Origin of the sequence: Marinospirillum sp. (assembly GCF_044810985.1) — a bacterium.
Classification (GTDB): domain Bacteria; phylum Pseudomonadota; class Gammaproteobacteria; order Pseudomonadales; family Halomonadaceae; genus Marinospirillum.
The window spans coordinates 2,217,785-2,234,599 of sequence record NZ_CP085242.1 but is presented as its reverse complement, the minus strand read 5'-3'; the positions used below and the strand labels follow the sequence as shown (position 1 = coordinate 2,234,599).

Here is a 16,815-nt window from a genome sequence, read left to right as displayed (position 1 = left end):
TTCATGAGCCTGCCCCAGGGACAAGACGCCAACCGAGTTTATAACATCCGGCATTGGGGCAGCGGCTACTTCGCTGTCAATGCCCAGGGGCGCGTGCAGGTGCAGCCCTCTTCGACACGCCAGCAGCAGTTGGATCTGACCCATCTGGTTGAAGAGATGCGCTCTGCGGGCCTGGCCCTGCCGGTCTTGGTTCGTTTTCCAGATATTTTGCAGGATCGAGTCAACCGCCTCTGTGCAGCTTTTGATCGTGCCATGGAAAACCATGGCTATCAGGGCGGCTATACTGCGGTTTATCCCATCAAGGTCAATCAGCAGCGCCGCGTTGTGGAAGAATTGCTGGAAAGCCAGGCTCGTGCCGAAGCCAGGGTGGGCCTGGAAGCGGGCAGCAAACCGGAATTGCTGGCCGTACTGGCTTTGTCGGCCAGGCACCCTTCCACGCTGGTCTGCAATGGCTACAAGGACAGTGAATACATACGTTTGGCCTTGATGGGTGAACGCCTGGGGCACCAAGTGTATATCGTGGTTGAAAAACCCTCGGAAGTGGCCCTGGTACTCAAGGAGGCCCGTGAGCTGGGCGTCAAACCCAGGCTGGGTGTTCGTGCCCGTCTGTCCTCTCTGGGCAAAGGTCACTGGCAGGATTCCGGGGGTGAAAAATCCAAGTTCGGGCTGGCGGCCAGCCAGATACTGGCCATGGTTGAACAGTTGCGAGCGGCCGGTTCTCTGGATTGCCTGCAATTACTGCACTTTCATCTGGGTTCACAGATTGCCAACATCCGGGATATCCAGCGTGGTTTAAAAGAATGTGGACGTTTTTATCAGGAACTGCTGGCTCTGGATGCCCCCATCAAGGTGGTGGATGTCGGTGGTGGCCTGGGCGTGGACTACGAAGGAACCCGCTCGCGCAGTGTTTGCTCGATCAACTACTCCATGGAGGAGTATGCCAATAATGTGGTGCATGCCCTGCACCAGGTCTGTGAAGCCAACCAGCTTCCCCACCCGCATCTGATCAGTGAATCGGGGCGGGCATTAACCGCCCACCATGCGGTGCTAATCACCAATGTGATTGACCTGGAGCAACCCGACCTGACCCCTCCTGATGCCCCTGATGAAGAGGCGGCCCCCGTGCTTCACGAACTCTGGAGAGCTTTTGAGCAGGTCGGTGACCAACTGGATGAGCGTTCGCTGGTGGAAACCTGGCATGATGTGGTTCAGGCCTTGTCCGAAGCTCAGGATCTCTATGTGCACGGTCTGCTGGATCTGCGTGGCCGGGCGCTGGCCGAGCGGCTTTACACCTGCACCCTGGCTCGTATCCAACAGCTTTTGAGTTTCAGCAATCGTGCGCATCGGGAAATTCATGACGAATTGAACGAGAAGCTGGCCGACAAGCTGTTTGTGAATTTTTCCCTTTTTCAGTCCCTGCCGGATGTGTGGGGCATCAAACAGGTTTTTCCTGTTCTGCCTCTGACCGGCCTGGATAAGCCTCCCACACGTCGTGGAGTCATTCAGGACATTACCTGTGACTCGGACGGCCGCATTGATCAGTATGTCGATGGCCAGGGGTTGGAAACCACCCTGCCCTTGCCCGAATGGTCTGAAGATGAAGAAAAACTGCTGGGCTTTTTCCTGACCGGAGCCTACCAGGAAATTCTGGGGGATCTGCACAACCTTTTTGGGGACACGGATTCGGTGGATGTGGTTCTGGATGATGACGGCAAACCCCAGCTGGAAAACATCATCAAGGGTGATACGGTTGACCGGGTGCTGGGTTATGTCAATTTCAATCCCGGTGAACTGCTTCAGGCCCTGCGCGAGCAGTTAAACTTCAGCCAGCTCAACCCCGAGGAAAAAGGGCGCTTCCTGCAGCTGTTTGAAGAAGGCCTGAGTGGCTACACCTACCTTGAATAAGCCTTTCAGGCTTCCACGACATCGGACTGCAGCTGCTCCAGAATCGACTCAACCTGTTGCTGCTGACTGAGTAGAGCTTCCACACAGTCAGCATCCAGGTGCGAACCCGCTATGCGCTGCAACTCTTCCAGAGCCACAGAAACAGGCCAGGCTTTCTTGTAGGGGCGCTCACTGGTGAGAGCATCAAAAACATCAGCCACGGCAATAATGCGGGCTTCAATCGGGATCATTTCTCCACTCAACCCATGGGGGTAACCTGAACCATCCATTTTCTCGTGGTGATAGAGCACGATGTTTTTCAGCATCTGCACATCCGGCAAATTTTCCAGACCGTGGGTGCGAACCACATTATCCAGTAACTCAATGCCCCGGGTGGTATGGTTCTGCATTTCCCTGAACTCTTCCTGGGTCAGCTTGCCTTTTTTCAGCAGAATTCGATCCGGTACGGCCAGTTTGCCCAGATCATGCAGAGGTGCAAACAAAAGCATGTGTTGTATCTGACGATCACTGAAAGTCCATTTTGGTTCCAGGTTGGCGGCAATCAATTGTGCATACTGCGCCATGCGTTCCAGATGCCCACCGGTTTCCGGATCACGACCGGCACACAGGGCCATGGTTGAACGAACGGCAGCCGTCAGAGTGCGTATGGCCGCATGATCCTGATAAATCAATTGCGCGATCAACTGGCTATAGAGTTCCAATTCATAAAGCAGGTCACCCCGAAAGGTATAGGCGGTATGGGAGTTGAAAAACACAAAGCCCATGAGTTCATCACCACACAAAAGCGGGGATGTGAAACTGGCTCGCCAGCCCTGCTCGACCAGCTTCTGGGTATGAGGGTTAACCTTGCCGGTTTGTTGGGGTGGTACCAACTGGGTGAGATCATTGATTACCCTGGGATGACGCTGCAGGGCAATCTGACGAAGCGACCAGGCTTCGACCAAAGGAAAATCATAGTGGCTGATGGCTTCCTGGGTGGGGCTGGTGGTAAAGAAGGTTCTTACCTTGTCGGTGGTCGGCTGGTAGAGAGCAACCGAAAAACGCTCCACCTGGGTGTTTTTCTGGCGAATACGCACACCCAGAAAGCGCAACTTGTCCGGTAATGTTCGATAACGACTCAGCTCTTTGACCAAACTCGCTTCTAGCATATCCCCTTGCTCCTAAAATAGACTAATTTTCAGCCTAAACCTTCATGGGAAAAATAGCCAAAAAATTTAATCCGGTATTAATAGTACTACAAACAAGCAAGTTTCCTGCCAAATCGCCTTAAGCGCAAGAGCTATTTGGCAATCCTTATTTTGCTAGTTAACAAACCGGTTAGCTGCAGCTCCAGCTGATCACCAGCGGCCAGCTCACCCACTCCACTGGGAGTGCCAGTAATCACCAGGTCACCCGGTAACAGGGTAAAGTGCTGGCTGATATAACTGAGCAACTCCGGAATCGGGGTCAGCATCTGGCTGGCCTTCCCTCTTTGCCTTTCTTCCCCGTTGATTGCCAGGGACAGCTCCAGCTCCTGCCAGTTTTCAACCTGCCGGGCGGGTACGAAATCTGTCAGGGGACAAGCTCCATCCCAGGCCTTGGCCAACTCCCAGGGGTGCCCTTTTTGTTTCAATTGCGACTGTAGCTCACGCAATGTCAGATCCAGAGCCAGGCCGACCCCGGCAATGGCTGGCAAGACTTCATCCGGAGTTGCTTTACTTAGAGGCTTGCCGATCAAGAGCGCCAGCTCGGTTTCATAATGCACCGGACCGCGATCACCTGGTAGCTGCAGTGTTTTGCTCAGTTGCACGGCTGCCGTTGCCGGTTTCATGAACAACAAAGGCTGGGCAGGCACCGGGTTGTTCAGCTCAGCCGCATGCTCGGCATAATTACGCCCGACACAAACAATCTTACCCAGAGGTCTTTGCCAGTCCTGGCCCAGAAGCCTGGGCATGAAGGGGTCTTTTTTCTGACTCATGCTTTAACAGCCTTCTTCGCTTGAGTGGTTAATGGATCACCAAGAATCGAGTAACGCAGCTCGCCTCCCACCAGAGTCGCCATGACACGGCCTTTTAATTCCCGGTTCCAGCAGGGTGTATTGTGACCAGCGGAATAGCTGCTTTGCTCATTGAGCAGCCAGGTTTTTTCCGGGTTAAACAGGGTCAGATCAGCAGGCATGCCGGGTTTCAGGCTGCCCAGCTTCTCACCCAAAACAGCCGCCGGGCCGGAAGTCAGGCTGGCCAGCATCGCTGAATAATCCAACAGATTTTCTTCCACCAGAGACAACAGCTGTGGCAAAAGAGTTTCCAGGCTGCTGATACCGGGTTCTGATGCAGCAAAAGGGGCCATCTTGGCGGCCTGTTCATGGGGCAGGTGACCACTGGATACCGCCTGGAGTTCACCCCGGGCCAAACCCTGGATTAAGGCCTGACGATCCGTTTCACTGCGCAGAGGTGGCTCCAGATGGAAGTTGCTGTCAAAGTCTTCCAGTTGGCGATCTGTGTACAACAGATGACTGACGGCCACATCGGCACTCACGGGCAATCCCCGCCGCCGGGCTTCGGACACCAGTTGCAAGGCTCGAGCTGACGAGAGGTGGCTGAAATGGGCACGGATTCCGGTTTGTTCAATTAACAAAAGGTTCTGGGCAACTGCCAGGGTCTCGGCAGTTTCCGGTATGCCCTGCAGCCCCAGCTGGGATGCCATGGCACCCTCATGAGCGCAGCCACCGGCCGCCAGGCTGGATTCTTCAGGGTAGACAACCAGCAGCAAATCAAAGGTAGCTGCATATTCCATGCAACGACGCAGTACCAGATTATCCTGAATGGCAGCTCGCAGGTTGCTGAAAGCCACGCAACCGGCCGCTTGCAAACCGGAGAGATTGGTTAGCAACTGGCCTTCCAGACCCTGGGTCAAGGCACCCACCGGCAGAACCCGTACCTGGCCCACGGCTTCGGCTTTTTCCCGAACCACCCGAACGACTGCTGGACTGTCCAATGGCGGCTGGGTATCCGGCCGTGCACAGACGCTGGTGAAACCACCCGCCAGGGCAGCCTGGGTTTCACTGGCGATGTTGCCCTTGTAGCTGGGGCCGGGTTCGCGCAGGTGGCAGGACAAATCGATAAAGCCGGGGCTGACAAGCAAGCCGCTGGCATCCAGAGTCTGATCAGCGATAAAATCAGCAGGTGCAGTACCCAGCTTGAGAATACAGCCATCCTGCAAGTGGACATCCAGTTTTTGATCGAGATTTTGGGCCGGATCAATAACACGGCCACCGGAAATTGTGAGTCTCATGAAATCTGTGCCCTTTCCTGCGTTTGCCCACTAACTGCCATACTCATGACAGCCATACGAATGGCAATACCATAACCGACCTGCTGCAAAATCACCGAACGTGAACCATCGGCTACGGCTGACTCTATTTCCACACCCCGGTTGATGGGACCAGGGTGCATGACTATGGCTTCAGGATGAGCATAGGCCAGTTTTTCAGTAGTCAGACCATAAAGGCGATAGTATTCCGATTCTGAAGGCAGCAGCGCACCGGTCATGCGTTCTTTTTGCAGGCGCAGCATGATCACTACATCAACATCCTTGATGCCTTCCTGCATGGAGGTATAGATTTTGACGCCCAGCTCTTCGATACCCACCGGCAACAAGGTATTGGGGGCCACCAGCCGCACTTCCTCCACACCCAGCGTATTCAGGGCGCGTATCTGGGAGCGCGCCACCCGTGAATGCAGAATATCACCGACAATCGCCACTTTAAGCCCCTCAAAAGCTCCTTTATGCCGACGTATGGTGAACATATCCAACATCGCCTGGGTGGGGTGAGCATGGCGACCGTCACCGGCATTGATGATGGCTACCCTGGGCGTCACCTGGCTGGCAATAAAGTGGGCCGCCCCGGAATCGGCATGACGCACGACAAAGAGATCCGCGTGCATGGCTTCCATGTTCTGCAGGGTGTCCATCAGGGTTTCGCCCTTGGCGGTGGACGAAGTTTTGATGTCCAGATTGAGCACATCCGCCGACAGCCGCTTGGCCGCCAGCTCGAAAGTGGCACGGGTGCGGGTGGAGTTTTCAAAGAAGAGGTTGACCAGAGTCTTGCCACGCAGCAGGGGTACTTTTTTTACCGACTGCTCGCCCATATTGGCAAAGGATTCCGCCGTGTCCAGGATTTCCGTGAGCAGGGCTTTGGGCAGACCGCTGATGCTTAGAAAATGTTTGAGCTGGCCATCGGCAGTCAGCTGCACATCACGGGGATTGCTGGGGTAGCTCATGCTGAACCCTCCTCCTTCACATGGATCAAGTTGAGTTCCAAGGGGTCTGGCCCGGAAAGCTTAACCCTTTGCCCCCTGGCCAAGTGCAGCTCCTGACCCAGCAAATCCGGCTGGATGGGAAGCTCCCGGCCCGGCAAGGACAGCAGGGTCACCAGGGTGATGGAGGCCGGTCTGCCGTAATCAAAAAGCTCGTTCATGGCAGCGCGAATGGTGCGCCCGGACATGAGCACATCATCAACCAGAATCAGGTGCTGATCTTCCGTGGCAAAAGGCAGGTTGGAAGGCTTAACTCGGGGATTCAAACCCTTTTTGGTGAAGTCATCCCGATAAAAGGAAATATCCAGCCCACCCAGTGGCCAATTGACCTGCATTTTCTTGCGCAAGGCTTCAGCCACCCAGTAACCGCCCGTGTGGATACCCACCAGCAAGGGATTTTGTAACTCTTGTTCTTTCACTCTGGCCAGTAAGGAAGCAGCCAGACGGTCAACCAAAGGGCTGAGCTGGGGCAGTTCCACTTGTGCATTTGTCATTAACTCGTCACTCCTTAAAGGATGCTTGTTTACCCCTGACCTGAGGCCCGGCAATAGGCTCCAGAAAGCGCGCAGCTTCTCCCGCCTCTTCCGGCTGCCGGTTCACATCCAACCAGGCCTGTAGGATAAACGCTGCTGCAAGGCTATCCACCGGGTCCAGACGATAATTGCCCTTGTGCCCATCCAGCTTGACCAGGCGCTTGGCTGCTTTGGTGGTACCCCTTTCATCCATCCCGTAGCAGCTTTTGCCATAACGACCAAACAGGCGCCGGGCAAACTTGGTGGCTCTTTGGCTCAGAGGTGTCGGGGAACCATCCTCTTCCAGGGGCAGGCCAACCAGAAAAGCATCCGGCTGCCAGTCAGCCACCAGAGCATCCAGAAGCTGCCAGGCAGGAATGCCGTCTTTGGCAGGAATAACATCCAGTGGATTGGCCGTTGCTGTCATTTCATTGCCCAGGGCAACACCATGGCGCTTGCTGCCGAAGTCAAAAGCCAGCAGCACCCTGGGGCGGGAAACATCAGGCATGTCCCACCTGACCACTGACCAAATCCAGTTGAATGCCCAGGCTGGATGCAGCCGCGTCCAGGCGCTGATCAGCGGGCAGTTCAAACAGAGCCTGCTGCCAGGCCGGACAGGTCAGCCAGGCATTATCCTTGAGTTCGCTTTCCAACTGGCCCTCTTCCCAGGCGGCACAACCCAGAGCAATCAGAAAATCTTCCGGCCCTTCATCAACAGCCAAAGCCTCCAGGATATCCACCGAGGTGGTTAAGGTCAGCTGATCACTGATCGGCATGGATGCTTTCCAGTCGGCCTTGCCGGTATGCAGCACAAAGCCACGATCGGTATGCACCGGCCCACCCCGGTAGATGGGCTGATGAGCCTGCTTGCAGAATTCACCCGGCAGCTGCATCTGTTCCATCAATTCAGAAAAAATCAGCTCCATGGGTTTATTGACGATCAGACCCAGAGCGCCCTTGCTGCCCTGCTCACACAGGTAGGTCAGCGAGCCACTGAAATGTGGATCGCTCAACTGGGGCATGGCTAATAGAAAATTGTCTCGCAAACTGGTCACAGATTTCTCTCTTTGTCAGGTTGACCCGATTCTGGCCAAATTATACGCGGAATGAAAGCCTAATTGGCCCGCCAGCTGCTGCCAAAACGCCAGGTACGAACGATTTCCAGAACATCGGCTTTCTCCCGAACACTCTCTGGCAGAGGGGCAAAGGGAGCCGCCAGATTAAGGATATCCAGCGCTGCCGTATCCAGAAGCTGGTGACCGGAGCTGGTCAGCAGCTGGGCTTCGCGGATACTGCCGTCAGCATTGATGGACACCAGAAGCCTGAGGCGTCCACTCAGTTCCTTTTGCCTGGCTGCCTCCGGGTAATTGAGATTACCGATTCTCTCGACTCTTTTTTCCCACTGCTGCAGATAAAGGGCTTCTTCGCTGCTCATCTCACTGGTCGTGCTGATCCGACGCACCTTGGGCCTTTGGTTCCAGGCCTGCTGCTGGCTACTCAGCTCAGCTTCCAGGCGTGCCATTTCCCGGCTACGGGCAATCAGACTACCGCTAGGCTGTTCTGGTTCTGGTTCTGGTTCTGGCTCTGGCTCTGGCTCTGGCTCTGGCTCTGGCTCTGGCTCTGGCTCTGGCTCTGGCTCTGGCTCTGGCTCTGGCTCTGGCTCTGGCACAGCTTCCTCTTCCGGGGTCGGGGCGTCAAAATCTTCCAGAAGAATTTCGGTGGCTTGCTGGTAGCTTTTTTGTAAATCCTCTTCAGGTTGCAGAAAAGCCGGGCGGTAGAGCAGCAGGCTCAGGTGAACCAGCAACGCCAGCAACAAAGCCCACAGAAAGGGTCGACCGGGCTGCAGCAGCTTTTTCCAGAAGGGGGTCGGCATAACCTGGGGCCGCCGTATTCAGCCTCGGCCCAGGCGTTCAGCCAGATGCGCCATCAACTGACCGCCAATGTCCAGATCACACTGGGCATCCAGTTCACGTACACAGGTCGGGCTGGTCACGTTGATTTCGGTAAAGTAGTCCCCGATGACATCCAGGCCAACAAAAATCAGCCCCTTGGCCTTCAGGGTGGGAGCAATCTGCTTGACCAGCCAGTAGTCTCGATCTGTCAGCTTGCGCGCCACACCACTGCCTCCGGCGGCGAGGTTACCACGGGTCTCACCGGCAACAGGAATACGGGCCAGGCCATAGGGAACCGGTTCGCCGTCGATCAGCAGAATGCGGGTATCGCCCGCTTTGATTTCCGGCAGGTATTTTTGCACCATGATCTGGCGCTTTCCCATTTCGGTCAGCTGTTCAATGATGGTGCCTAGATTGAGGCCATCCTGCTTGACGCGAAACACCCCCATACCACCCATGCCATCCAGGGGCTTGAGGATAATATCCCCGTGCTCCTGGTGAAATTCACGAATCAACTGGGTCTGGCTGGCCACCAGAGTGGGCGGGCAGCAGTCGGGAAATTCCTGGGCAAAGAGTTTTTCGTTGCAGTCACGAAGGCTCTGGGGTTTATTGACCACCAGTACGCCTTCTTTTTCCGCCGCTTCCAGCAACCAGGTGGAGGTCAGAAACTCCAAGTTGAAAGGAGGGTCCTGGCGCATCAGCAGAATATCCAGGTCGGCCAGAGGCTGGTTTTTTGCTTCCCCCAGTTCATACCAGTGTTCAGGGTCGGCAAAAACATCCAGGTCGGTCATGTGGCCATGAGGTTTACCCTGACGCAGGTAAAGGTCTTCGATGTGCATGTATTTGATCTGCCAGCCGCGCTTTTTTGCAGCCAGCAATAAGGCCAGGGTGGTGTCTTTTTTGTAGGTGATGTCCGCAATAGGGTCCATCACCACACCGATAATCACTTGTTCAGCCTGCGACATATTTGACTCCCTGAAAGCAGGGCTTAAAAATCGCCCCACCAGTGTTGTAATAAAGACAAGGCAACGACCGGAGCTGTTTCGGTTCTCAGCACCCTGGGGCCCAAACTCAAAGGTAAGAAGCCTGCCTCCTGGGTTAAGTTCACTTCCATCTCACTGAGTCCACCTTCCGGGCCGATCAGCAGGGCTGCCGAGCTGACCTGTCGATCAGCAAGCGCAGCATTGTGCCCACCTGGGTGCAGGGTAAGTTTCAGGTCTTCCTGACGTTCCTGCAACCAGACAGCCAGGGTCCGGGGTGCGTGGATTTCGGGCAGGTCAGTACGGCCACACTGCTCGCAGGCACTGATGGCAATTTGCTGCCAGTGATTAAGCTTTTTGGCTTCCCGTTCACCCTTGAGGCGCACATCGCCCTGCTGGGTATAAAGCGGGGTGATGGCATTCACACCCAACTCGGTTGCTTTCTGAATCACCCAGTCCATGCGATCACCCTTGGAGATAGCCTGGCCGAGATGGGTGTTCAGGGGTGAAACAGCCAGCTCGGGCAGCTTTTCCAGCAACTCCAGATGAGCCTGTTTTTTACTGGTTTCCAACAACCGTGCCCTGAAGCTGGCCTGGCCGTCAAAAAGCTCCAGCTCATCGCCGGGCTGCATCCTCAGCACCTGAACCATATGTCGAACCACCTGCCCATCCAGAGTGACGCGACTGGCCGCCAGGGGCTGAGGGGAATAAAAGCGGCGCATGCTACTGCTGGGTAGGCTGCTCAGCTTTCTGGGCTTCGCGCTGTTTGCGCTCGGCATAAATTGCTTCAAAGTTAACCGGGGCAATCATCAGCGGTGGGAAGCCGCCTTTCACCACCAGGCCATCAACGGCTTCACGGGCATAAGGGAAAAGGATGTTGGGGCAAAAAGCGCCCAGGGTGTGATCCAGGTTGTCGCCCTCAATACCCACCACACGGAAAGCACCACTTTGCTGAACTTCAGCCAGAAAGGCGGTTTTTTCTCCGAAAGTGACCTGAGCCGTTATCTTCACCGTCACTTCATAAAGCTCGCCGTTCACCTTACGGTTTTTGGTATCCAGCTTGACGTCCACCTGAGGCTTTTCATTCATCATAAAAACTTCAGGACTGTTGGGCGCTTCAAAGGAAACATCGCTCAGGTAAATACGTTGCAGGGCAAATTCTGGTTTAGTCGCTTCACTCATGGTTTTTTCCTAAAATTTTGACAATGAATACTTTAAAAGCTTCTGATCAGTGTCATGAGCGCAGGTCAGGCAAGGCAAAATTGATCGAAAAAGCGGAGTTTACATACAAGTAAATGAGCATTTTGAGAGCAATTTTAACGCGGCATCACCAAGCGCAATAGCTGATCTGGAGCTTTTTACTTTTTGACCACTGGCATGGAGTCGGTCTGCCACTGCATCATGCCGCCTTTCAGACGCATGGCTTCCTGGAAACCGGCCTTTTGCAGTTTGGATACCGCCATATTGGCTGAGTTACCCATTTTGCAGACCACCAGGATTTTTTTATCCTTATGCTTATCCAGCTCATGCATGCGGCTGTCCAAGCTGTTCATGGGAATATGCACGGCACCGGTGATATGGCCGGCATTGAAATCCTTGCGATCCCGGATATCCAGAGCCACAGCCTCATCCCGGTTCATCAGGCGTACTGCTTCTGCGGTATCCACACCCTTGGCTGTGCCGCGGGTTTCATTGAAAATCACCAGGAGCAGTAGGAGGATAAAAACACCCACCAACAAGGGGTTGTTCAGGGCAAACTCGATTATTTGTTCAAACATCTCGGATCTCTTGTGTTAGTGCCAGGTGGAAATTTAACGCTCAAGGATACACCAGAGAGGCTTCGCTGACACCTGCGGGATGGTGATTTGCGCTTTGTAAAGCTATCATGGTCGAAATTTATACTTTGCAGCCTAAACCAAGAGTTATTTTTCCATCATGAAGACCCAACGCACACCTGCAGCCCTGATCATTCTGGATGGTTATGGTGACAATCCAGCTTCAGACAACAATGCCATCCATCATGCCTCAACACCTGTGATGGACAGATTGCGGGCTGAGCTGCCCAACACCCAGATTTTTACGGACGGTATGAAGGTGGGGCTGCCCGATGGGCAAATGGGCAATTCGGAAGTGGGCCATATGAATATGGGAGCCGGACGTATTGTTTACCAGGATTTCACCCGGGTCACCCAGGCCATCGCCGACGGCAGTTTTTACGATAACCCCAACCTGAACCAGGCCGTGGATAAAGCCATCCACAACAAGGGGGCGGTTCACCTGCTGGGGCTGCTTTCTCCCGGTGGCGTCCACAGTCATGAAGAGCATCTCTTTGCTGCCGCTGAAATGGCGGTCAAAAAGGGCGCCCGGCAAGTTTACCTGCATGCTTTTCTGGATGGGCGTGATACCCCACCCCGCAGTGCCGAGGCTTCCATCCAGGCCATGGAAGCCAAATTTGCCGAACTGGGCCGGGGTCGTATTGCCAGCCTGGTGGGTCGTTACTACGCCATGGATCGGGATAACCGCTGGGACAGGGTTGAAAAAGCCTATAACCTGCTCACCCTCGGGCAGGGCGAACACTTTGCCAGCTCTGCCCTGGAAGGATTGCAGGCCGCTTATGAACGCGGCGAAAACGATGAATTTGTCGCCGCCACGGCCATTCAGCCAGATGGCCAGGTCTGCCAGATAGAAGATGGTGATGCGGTCATTTTCATGAACTTCCGTGCCGACCGTGCCCGGGAGATCACCCGTGCCTTTGTGGAGCCGGACTTCCAGGGCTTTGCCCGTCGAGCCTGGCCGCGTCTGGCTGACTTTGTGATGTTGACCCGTTACGCCGCCGATATTCCGGCGACAACCGCTTTCCCACCTGAAGACCTGAGCAATACACTGGGCGAATACCTGGCCGCTCAGGGCAAAACCCAGCTGCGCATTGCTGAAACCGAAAAATATGCCCATGTGACTTTTTTCTTTTCCGGTGGCCGTGAAGAAGCTTTTGAAGGGGAAACCCGTATTCTGGTGCCTTCACCCCAAGTGGCCACCTATGACCAGCAGCCAGAAATGAGTGCCCCGGAAGTCACTGACAAACTGGTGGCTGCCATCAAGTCCGGGGAATACGATGCCATCATCTGCAACTATGCCAATGGCGACATGGTGGGACATACCGGCGATTTTGACGCTGCCGTGAAGGCGATCGAGGCACTTGATATCTGTATCGGCAAGGTCATCGCCGCCCTGGAGGAAGTCAACGGCCAGTGTTTTATCACGGCGGATCACGGCAATGCCGAACTGATGCTGGATGCCAAAACCGGTCAGGCACAAACCGCGCATACCACCTTTCCGGTGCCTTTGATCTACCTGCCGCCCAAGGGTAAAAAAGCCCGGCTTCTTGACGGTGGACGCCTTTGTGATCTGGCTCCCACCCTGCTGAAAGCCATGGGTTTGCCCCAGCCGTCTGAAATGACCGGTCAGGCCCTGGTTGAGTTTGTCGAGTGAAGATGCGTTTCCCTGCTTTTCTGACTGGATTTGTTTTTGGCTTTCTGCTGACGGCGGGCGGAGTTTTTGCCAATGAAGAAGTCAGTGAGCGCCAGTTAAAGGAATTAAAGCAGGATATTTCCGAGCTGCGTGGCTGGTTGACGGAAGCCAGAGGTGAGCAATCGGATCTGCAAAACCAACTCAGAAAGACCGAAACACAAATCGGTCAGTTGGTCACCCGGATCGAGAAAAACACCAATGAAGCCCAAGAGCTGGAACAAAGAATGCGGCGCTTGCGCAATGAGCAGCAAGACCTTCAGGAACAGCTCGACCAGCAGTCCGGTTTTTTGCGCCAGCAGATACGTGCGGCTTACTCCATGGGTCGCCAGGAATACCTGAAAGTTCTGCTTAACCAGCAGGAGCCGGATCGTGTTGCCCGCCTGCTGCGCTACTATGACTACATCAACAAGGAACGCACCCAGAGAATTGAACAGTATCTGGCCATAGCCCAGCAACTGGATCAGGTGCAGTCAGAAATCATTACCCGCGGTCAGGCCCTGGAAAAAGTGCGCCTCTCTCTGCAGGAAAGACGCCGCGAGCTGCTGGCCGAACAAAACCAGCGGCAAGTACTGGTCAATGAACTCAGCCGGGAAATTGCTGACAGAGACGATGAGCTGCACAAACTTCAGGCCGACCAGAAACGTCTGGAAGAGTTGCTTGAAGCAGTGACAGAAGCCATTGTCAAACTGCCACCACCCAGGGATGCCCGACCCTTCCCCGATATGCGTGGCAATCTGCCCTGGCCTTTGCAGGGTCGCGTACTCAGTGCTTTTGGCAGCCGTGAAAAAAACACCCGCCTGGTCAGCCGAGGCCTCACCATTCAGGCCAAAAATGGTGATGAAATCAAGGCCATCCATGGCGGACGCATCGTCTTTGCTGACTGGATGCGAGGCTTTGGTTTTCTTGCCATTATTGATCACGGCGATGGCTACATGAGCCTCTATGGACACAACCAGACCTTGCGCCGCCAGACGGGTGACTGGGTGAATGCCGGTGATGTCATAGCCACGGCCGGTGCCACAGGGGGGCAGCAGCGTACCGCCCTGTATTTTGAAATACGCCGCCAGGGTGAACCTCTTGACCCCATCACCTGGATCGCAGGCCGCTAACAATGAAATTGGAGAAGCAGAAGATGCACGCCAAAAATCCTGATAAGGCCACCCCCTATCGCCGCCTGGGCCTGGCCGGTCTCCTGCTGGCTTTCACCCTTCCACTTCAGGCTGAAACCCCGGATGCCCAGTCTCTGGATTATCCGCTGACCCTGCCGGGCAATGAGCTGCCCCTGGATGAACTGCGCAGCTTTGCCGAAGTCTATGAGCGCATCAAGCAAGCCTATGTTCATGAAGTGGATGACAAGACCCTGCTGGAAAATGCCATTCGTGGCATGCTTTCAGGTCTGGACCCTCATTCCGACTACCTGGAGCCCGAGGCTTTCAAGGAACTGCGGGAATCCACGCAAGGGGAGTTTGGTGGCCTGGGTATTGAAATCGGTATTGAGGATGGCTACATCCGAGTCATCAGCCCCATTGATGACACCCCGGCTTCACGAGCCGGTATTCAGCCCCTGGATCTGATTATCCGCATCAATGGCACTTCAACCCGGGAGCTGAGCATTGATCGTGCCATCGAGATGATGCGGGGTGAGCCCGGTACCGATATCACCCTCACCATTCTACGGGAAGCCTCCGGCCAGCCCTTTGAGGTTGAACTCACCCGTGATTTGATACGCACCGCCAGTGTCCGCCAGGAGTTGCTGGAAAAAGACTACGGCTATCTGCGCATCAGCCAGTTCCAGACCCGTAGTGGGGAAGAAACCCTGCAAGCCCTGGAAACACTCCGGGAAAACAATGAGGGGGATCTGCAAGGCCTGGTGCTGGATCTGCGCAACAATCCCGGCGGTGTGCTCCAGGCTGCAGCGGATGTCAGTGATGTCTTTCTGGATAGCGGCCTGATTGTGTATACCGAAGGACGCTTGCCGGATACGGAAATGCGCTTTGATGCCAGCCCCGGTGATGCCTTGCAGGGCATCCCGATTGTAGTTCTGATCAATTCGGGGTCGGCTTCTGCCTCGGAAATTCTGGCCGGAGCCCTGCAGGATCACCGCCGCGCCCTGATCATGGGCACGCCCAGCTTCGGCAAAGGCTCCGTACAGACGGTACTACCTCTTTACAATGATCGTGCCCTGAAAATGACCACGGCACTTTATTACACCCCCAAGGGGCGCTCCATTCAGGCCGACGGCATTCATCCTGACATCGAAGTGATCAATGCCCGCATCACTCCGGTATCAGAACGCAGCACACCGCGGGAAGCCGACCTGGAAGGCCATTTGCAGGGCCAACAGAAACAGCCTGAAAACACATCCGAATCCAAGCTCACTTCGCCTGATGATTACGCGGTCAATGAAGCCCTCAATCTGCTGAAGGGCCTCAATATCTTTTCAGAAACCAACCGCAAAGGTAGCCCGCAGGCAGCGGAGTAATCTTCAGGGTTTAGCCAGAACTCTCACCCCCAGCGCCTGGGCAATCAGTTGGCGTTTGACCCAGGGCTGGGAGTTCACCATTTTCATGCCCAGATTGCGCAACAACAAAACCGGCAGGGCGCGGGTGGCAAACAGGCGCTTGAAGCTTTCCATCAGGGCCATCATGGCCAGGTTATCCGGCTTGCGCTTGTGCTGATAGGCTTTCAGCACCGACAGACTACCAAGAGGCTGTCGCTTTTGGGCTGCCTGGTGGATAACCTGGGTTAAGGTCGCCACATCCAGAAAACCCAGATTGACCCCCTGCCCGGCCAGAGGATGAATGGTGTGAGCCGCATCACCCATCAAAGCCAGACCGGGTTTGACATAATCCACGGCATGGCGCTGACGCAGCGGATAAACCCCACGCTCTTCACTGACCAGGACTTTACCCAGGCGACCTTCAAAAGCCGAAGTCAGGCGCTGATTGAAGGTTTCTTCATCCAGGGCCAGTAATTCTGCAGCCTGTTCAGGGCTGGTGGACCAGACAATCGAGCACCAGTGGTCATCACCGTCCCGGTTCAGGGGTAAAAAGGCCAGCGGGCCGGAAGCATGAAAACGCTGCCAGGCGGCATTTTCATGGGAGTTTTCCATACGCACACTGGTGACCAGGGCATGGTGGTTGTAATCCCATTCACGGGTGGCAAAGTCGCCCTGCTGACGCAGCCAGGAATGAGCCCCATCGGCAGCCACCACCAGCCCGGCCTGCAGCTTTTCACCGTCACTGAGGGTCAGCTCCCGCTGTCCTGTGCCATCCACCGGCTCACTCATGGCAACAGGTTTAACGCCCCGAAACCAGTGAAGGTTGGCCTGTTGCTTCACCGCTTCCAGCAAGCCCAGCTGGGTCACCGAGTTTTCCACCAGATAACCCAGGTCTTTGACGCCCGCCTCGCGGGCATTGAAAGCCACTTCGGCGGTGCCTTCACTGTCCCAGACCACCATGCCCTGATAAGGGTTGACCCTTAACTTCAGCATCTCTTCCCAGGCACCCAGCTTGTCCAGTAACTGCTTGCTGGCTTCAGAAAGAGCACTGACTCGGATTTCCATCTTTTCCGGCTGCCAGGCAGGTGGCTGCTCAGCTGCTTCTATAATGGCTATCTGCAAAGGCGTGTCAGCCAGACCGGCAGCCAGGGCCAGGCCGGTCATACCACCACCGACTATCACCAGATCAAATTGTTGCAT

General features: G+C 55.2%; 17 protein-coding genes. 4 read left to right on the top strand and 13 right to left on the bottom strand.

The features are described from left to right. The first annotated feature begins 3 nt into the window (after window positions 1–3). Window positions 4–1,905, top strand: a complete 1,902-nt coding sequence (gene speA / locus LG323_RS10470; RefSeq protein ID WP_404415816.1) for a biosynthetic arginine decarboxylase — start codon at window positions 4–6, stop codon at window positions 1,903–1,905. A gap of 5 nt (window positions 1,906–1,910) precedes the next feature. Here the strand turns inward: speA and LG323_RS10465 are convergent, their stop codons facing one another. The 12 genes from LG323_RS10465 to LG323_RS10410 form a co-directional block, all read right to left on the bottom strand. Beyond that, entirely contained in the window at window positions 1,911–3,053 is a 1,143-nt protein-coding gene (locus LG323_RS10465; RefSeq protein ID WP_404415813.1) for an HD-GYP domain-containing protein, read from the bottom strand. Between the two features lie 131 nt (window positions 3,054–3,184). Beyond that, window positions 3,185–3,862: a fumarylacetoacetate hydrolase family protein gene (locus tag LG323_RS10460; protein WP_404415810.1), complete on the bottom strand. Its 678-nt coding sequence runs from the start codon at window positions 3,860–3,862 to the stop codon at window positions 3,185–3,187. Continuing rightward, window positions 3,859–5,178 carry a dihydroorotase gene (locus tag LG323_RS10455; RefSeq protein WP_404415807.1) on the bottom strand — a complete coding sequence of 440 codons (1,320 nt, stop codon included), beginning with the start codon at window positions 5,176–5,178 and terminating at the stop codon, window positions 3,859–3,861. The genes LG323_RS10460 and LG323_RS10455 overlap by 4 nt, the downstream gene beginning before the upstream one ends. Next, window positions 5,175–6,167 carry an aspartate carbamoyltransferase catalytic subunit gene (locus LG323_RS10450; protein WP_404415804.1) on the bottom strand — a complete coding sequence of 331 codons (993 nt, stop codon included), beginning with the start codon at window positions 6,165–6,167 and terminating at the stop codon, window positions 5,175–5,177. The genes LG323_RS10455 and LG323_RS10450 overlap by 4 nt, the downstream gene beginning before the upstream one ends. Further along, window positions 6,164–6,697: a bifunctional pyr operon transcriptional regulator/uracil phosphoribosyltransferase PyrR gene (pyrR, locus tag LG323_RS10445; protein ID WP_404415801.1), complete on the bottom strand. Its 534-nt coding sequence runs from the start codon at window positions 6,695–6,697 to the stop codon at window positions 6,164–6,166. The genes LG323_RS10450 and pyrR overlap by 4 nt, the downstream gene beginning before the upstream one ends. A gap of 7 nt (window positions 6,698–6,704) precedes the next feature. Continuing rightward, window positions 6,705–7,223 (bottom strand): Holliday junction resolvase RuvX, encoded by a 519-nt coding sequence (gene ruvX / locus LG323_RS10440; protein WP_310696635.1) that lies wholly within the window; start codon window positions 7,221–7,223, stop codon window positions 6,705–6,707. Beyond that, on the bottom strand, window positions 7,216–7,770 hold the full coding sequence (locus LG323_RS10435; protein ID WP_404415798.1) for a YqgE/AlgH family protein: 555 nt from the start codon (window positions 7,768–7,770) through the stop codon (window positions 7,216–7,218). Before LG323_RS10435 ends, ruvX begins: the two co-directional genes overlap by 8 nt. Before the next feature lie 59 nt (window positions 7,771–7,829). Next, on the bottom strand, window positions 7,830–8,588 hold the full coding sequence (locus LG323_RS10430; protein ID WP_404415795.1) for an energy transducer TonB: 759 nt from the start codon (window positions 8,586–8,588) through the stop codon (window positions 7,830–7,832). An 18-nt stretch (window positions 8,589–8,606) separates the two neighbouring features. Beyond that, window positions 8,607–9,572: a glutathione synthase gene (gene gshB, locus LG323_RS10425; RefSeq protein WP_404415792.1), complete on the bottom strand. Its 966-nt coding sequence runs from the start codon at window positions 9,570–9,572 to the stop codon at window positions 8,607–8,609. 23 nt (window positions 9,573–9,595) lie between these two features. Next, window positions 9,596–10,309 carry a 16S rRNA (uracil(1498)-N(3))-methyltransferase gene (locus tag LG323_RS10420; RefSeq protein ID WP_310695300.1) on the bottom strand — a complete coding sequence of 238 codons (714 nt, stop codon included), beginning with the start codon at window positions 10,307–10,309 and terminating at the stop codon, window positions 9,596–9,598. A gap of 1 nt (window position 10,310) precedes the next feature. Then, the gene (secB, locus tag LG323_RS10415; RefSeq protein ID WP_310695301.1) at window positions 10,311–10,769 is read right to left on the bottom strand and encodes a protein-export chaperone SecB; all 459 of its coding nucleotides are present in this window, start codon (window positions 10,767–10,769) and stop codon (window positions 10,311–10,313) included. A 176-nt stretch (window positions 10,770–10,945) separates the two neighbouring features. After that, window positions 10,946–11,365, bottom strand: a complete 420-nt coding sequence (locus LG323_RS10410) for a rhodanese-like domain-containing protein (RefSeq protein WP_404415787.1) — start codon at window positions 11,363–11,365, stop codon at window positions 10,946–10,948. Between the two features lie 157 nt (window positions 11,366–11,522). On the opposite strand from LG323_RS10410, the gene gpmI reads away from it, so the two are divergent. Genes gpmI through LG323_RS10395 form a run of 3 tightly spaced genes read left to right on the top strand, consistent with a single transcriptional unit; the run spans window position 11,523 to window position 15,597 of the window. Next, window positions 11,523–13,076, top strand: a complete 1,554-nt coding sequence (gene gpmI / locus LG323_RS10405) for a 2,3-bisphosphoglycerate-independent phosphoglycerate mutase (RefSeq protein ID WP_404415784.1) — start codon at window positions 11,523–11,525, stop codon at window positions 13,074–13,076. A gap of 2 nt (window positions 13,077–13,078) precedes the next feature. Then, entirely contained in the window at window positions 13,079–14,224 is a 1,146-nt protein-coding gene (locus LG323_RS10400) for a murein hydrolase activator EnvC family protein (RefSeq protein ID WP_404415781.1), read from the top strand. Window positions 14,225–14,247: 23 nt separating this feature from the next. Then, window positions 14,248–15,597 carry a S41 family peptidase gene (locus LG323_RS10395; protein ID WP_404415778.1) on the top strand — a complete coding sequence of 450 codons (1,350 nt, stop codon included), beginning with the start codon at window positions 14,248–14,250 and terminating at the stop codon, window positions 15,595–15,597. Between the two features lie 3 nt (window positions 15,598–15,600). Here the strand turns inward: LG323_RS10395 and LG323_RS10390 are convergent, their stop codons facing one another. After that, the gene (locus LG323_RS10390; protein WP_404415775.1) at window positions 15,601–16,815 is read right to left on the bottom strand and encodes a UbiH/UbiF/VisC/COQ6 family ubiquinone biosynthesis hydroxylase; all 1,215 of its coding nucleotides are present in this window, start codon (window positions 16,813–16,815) and stop codon (window positions 15,601–15,603) included.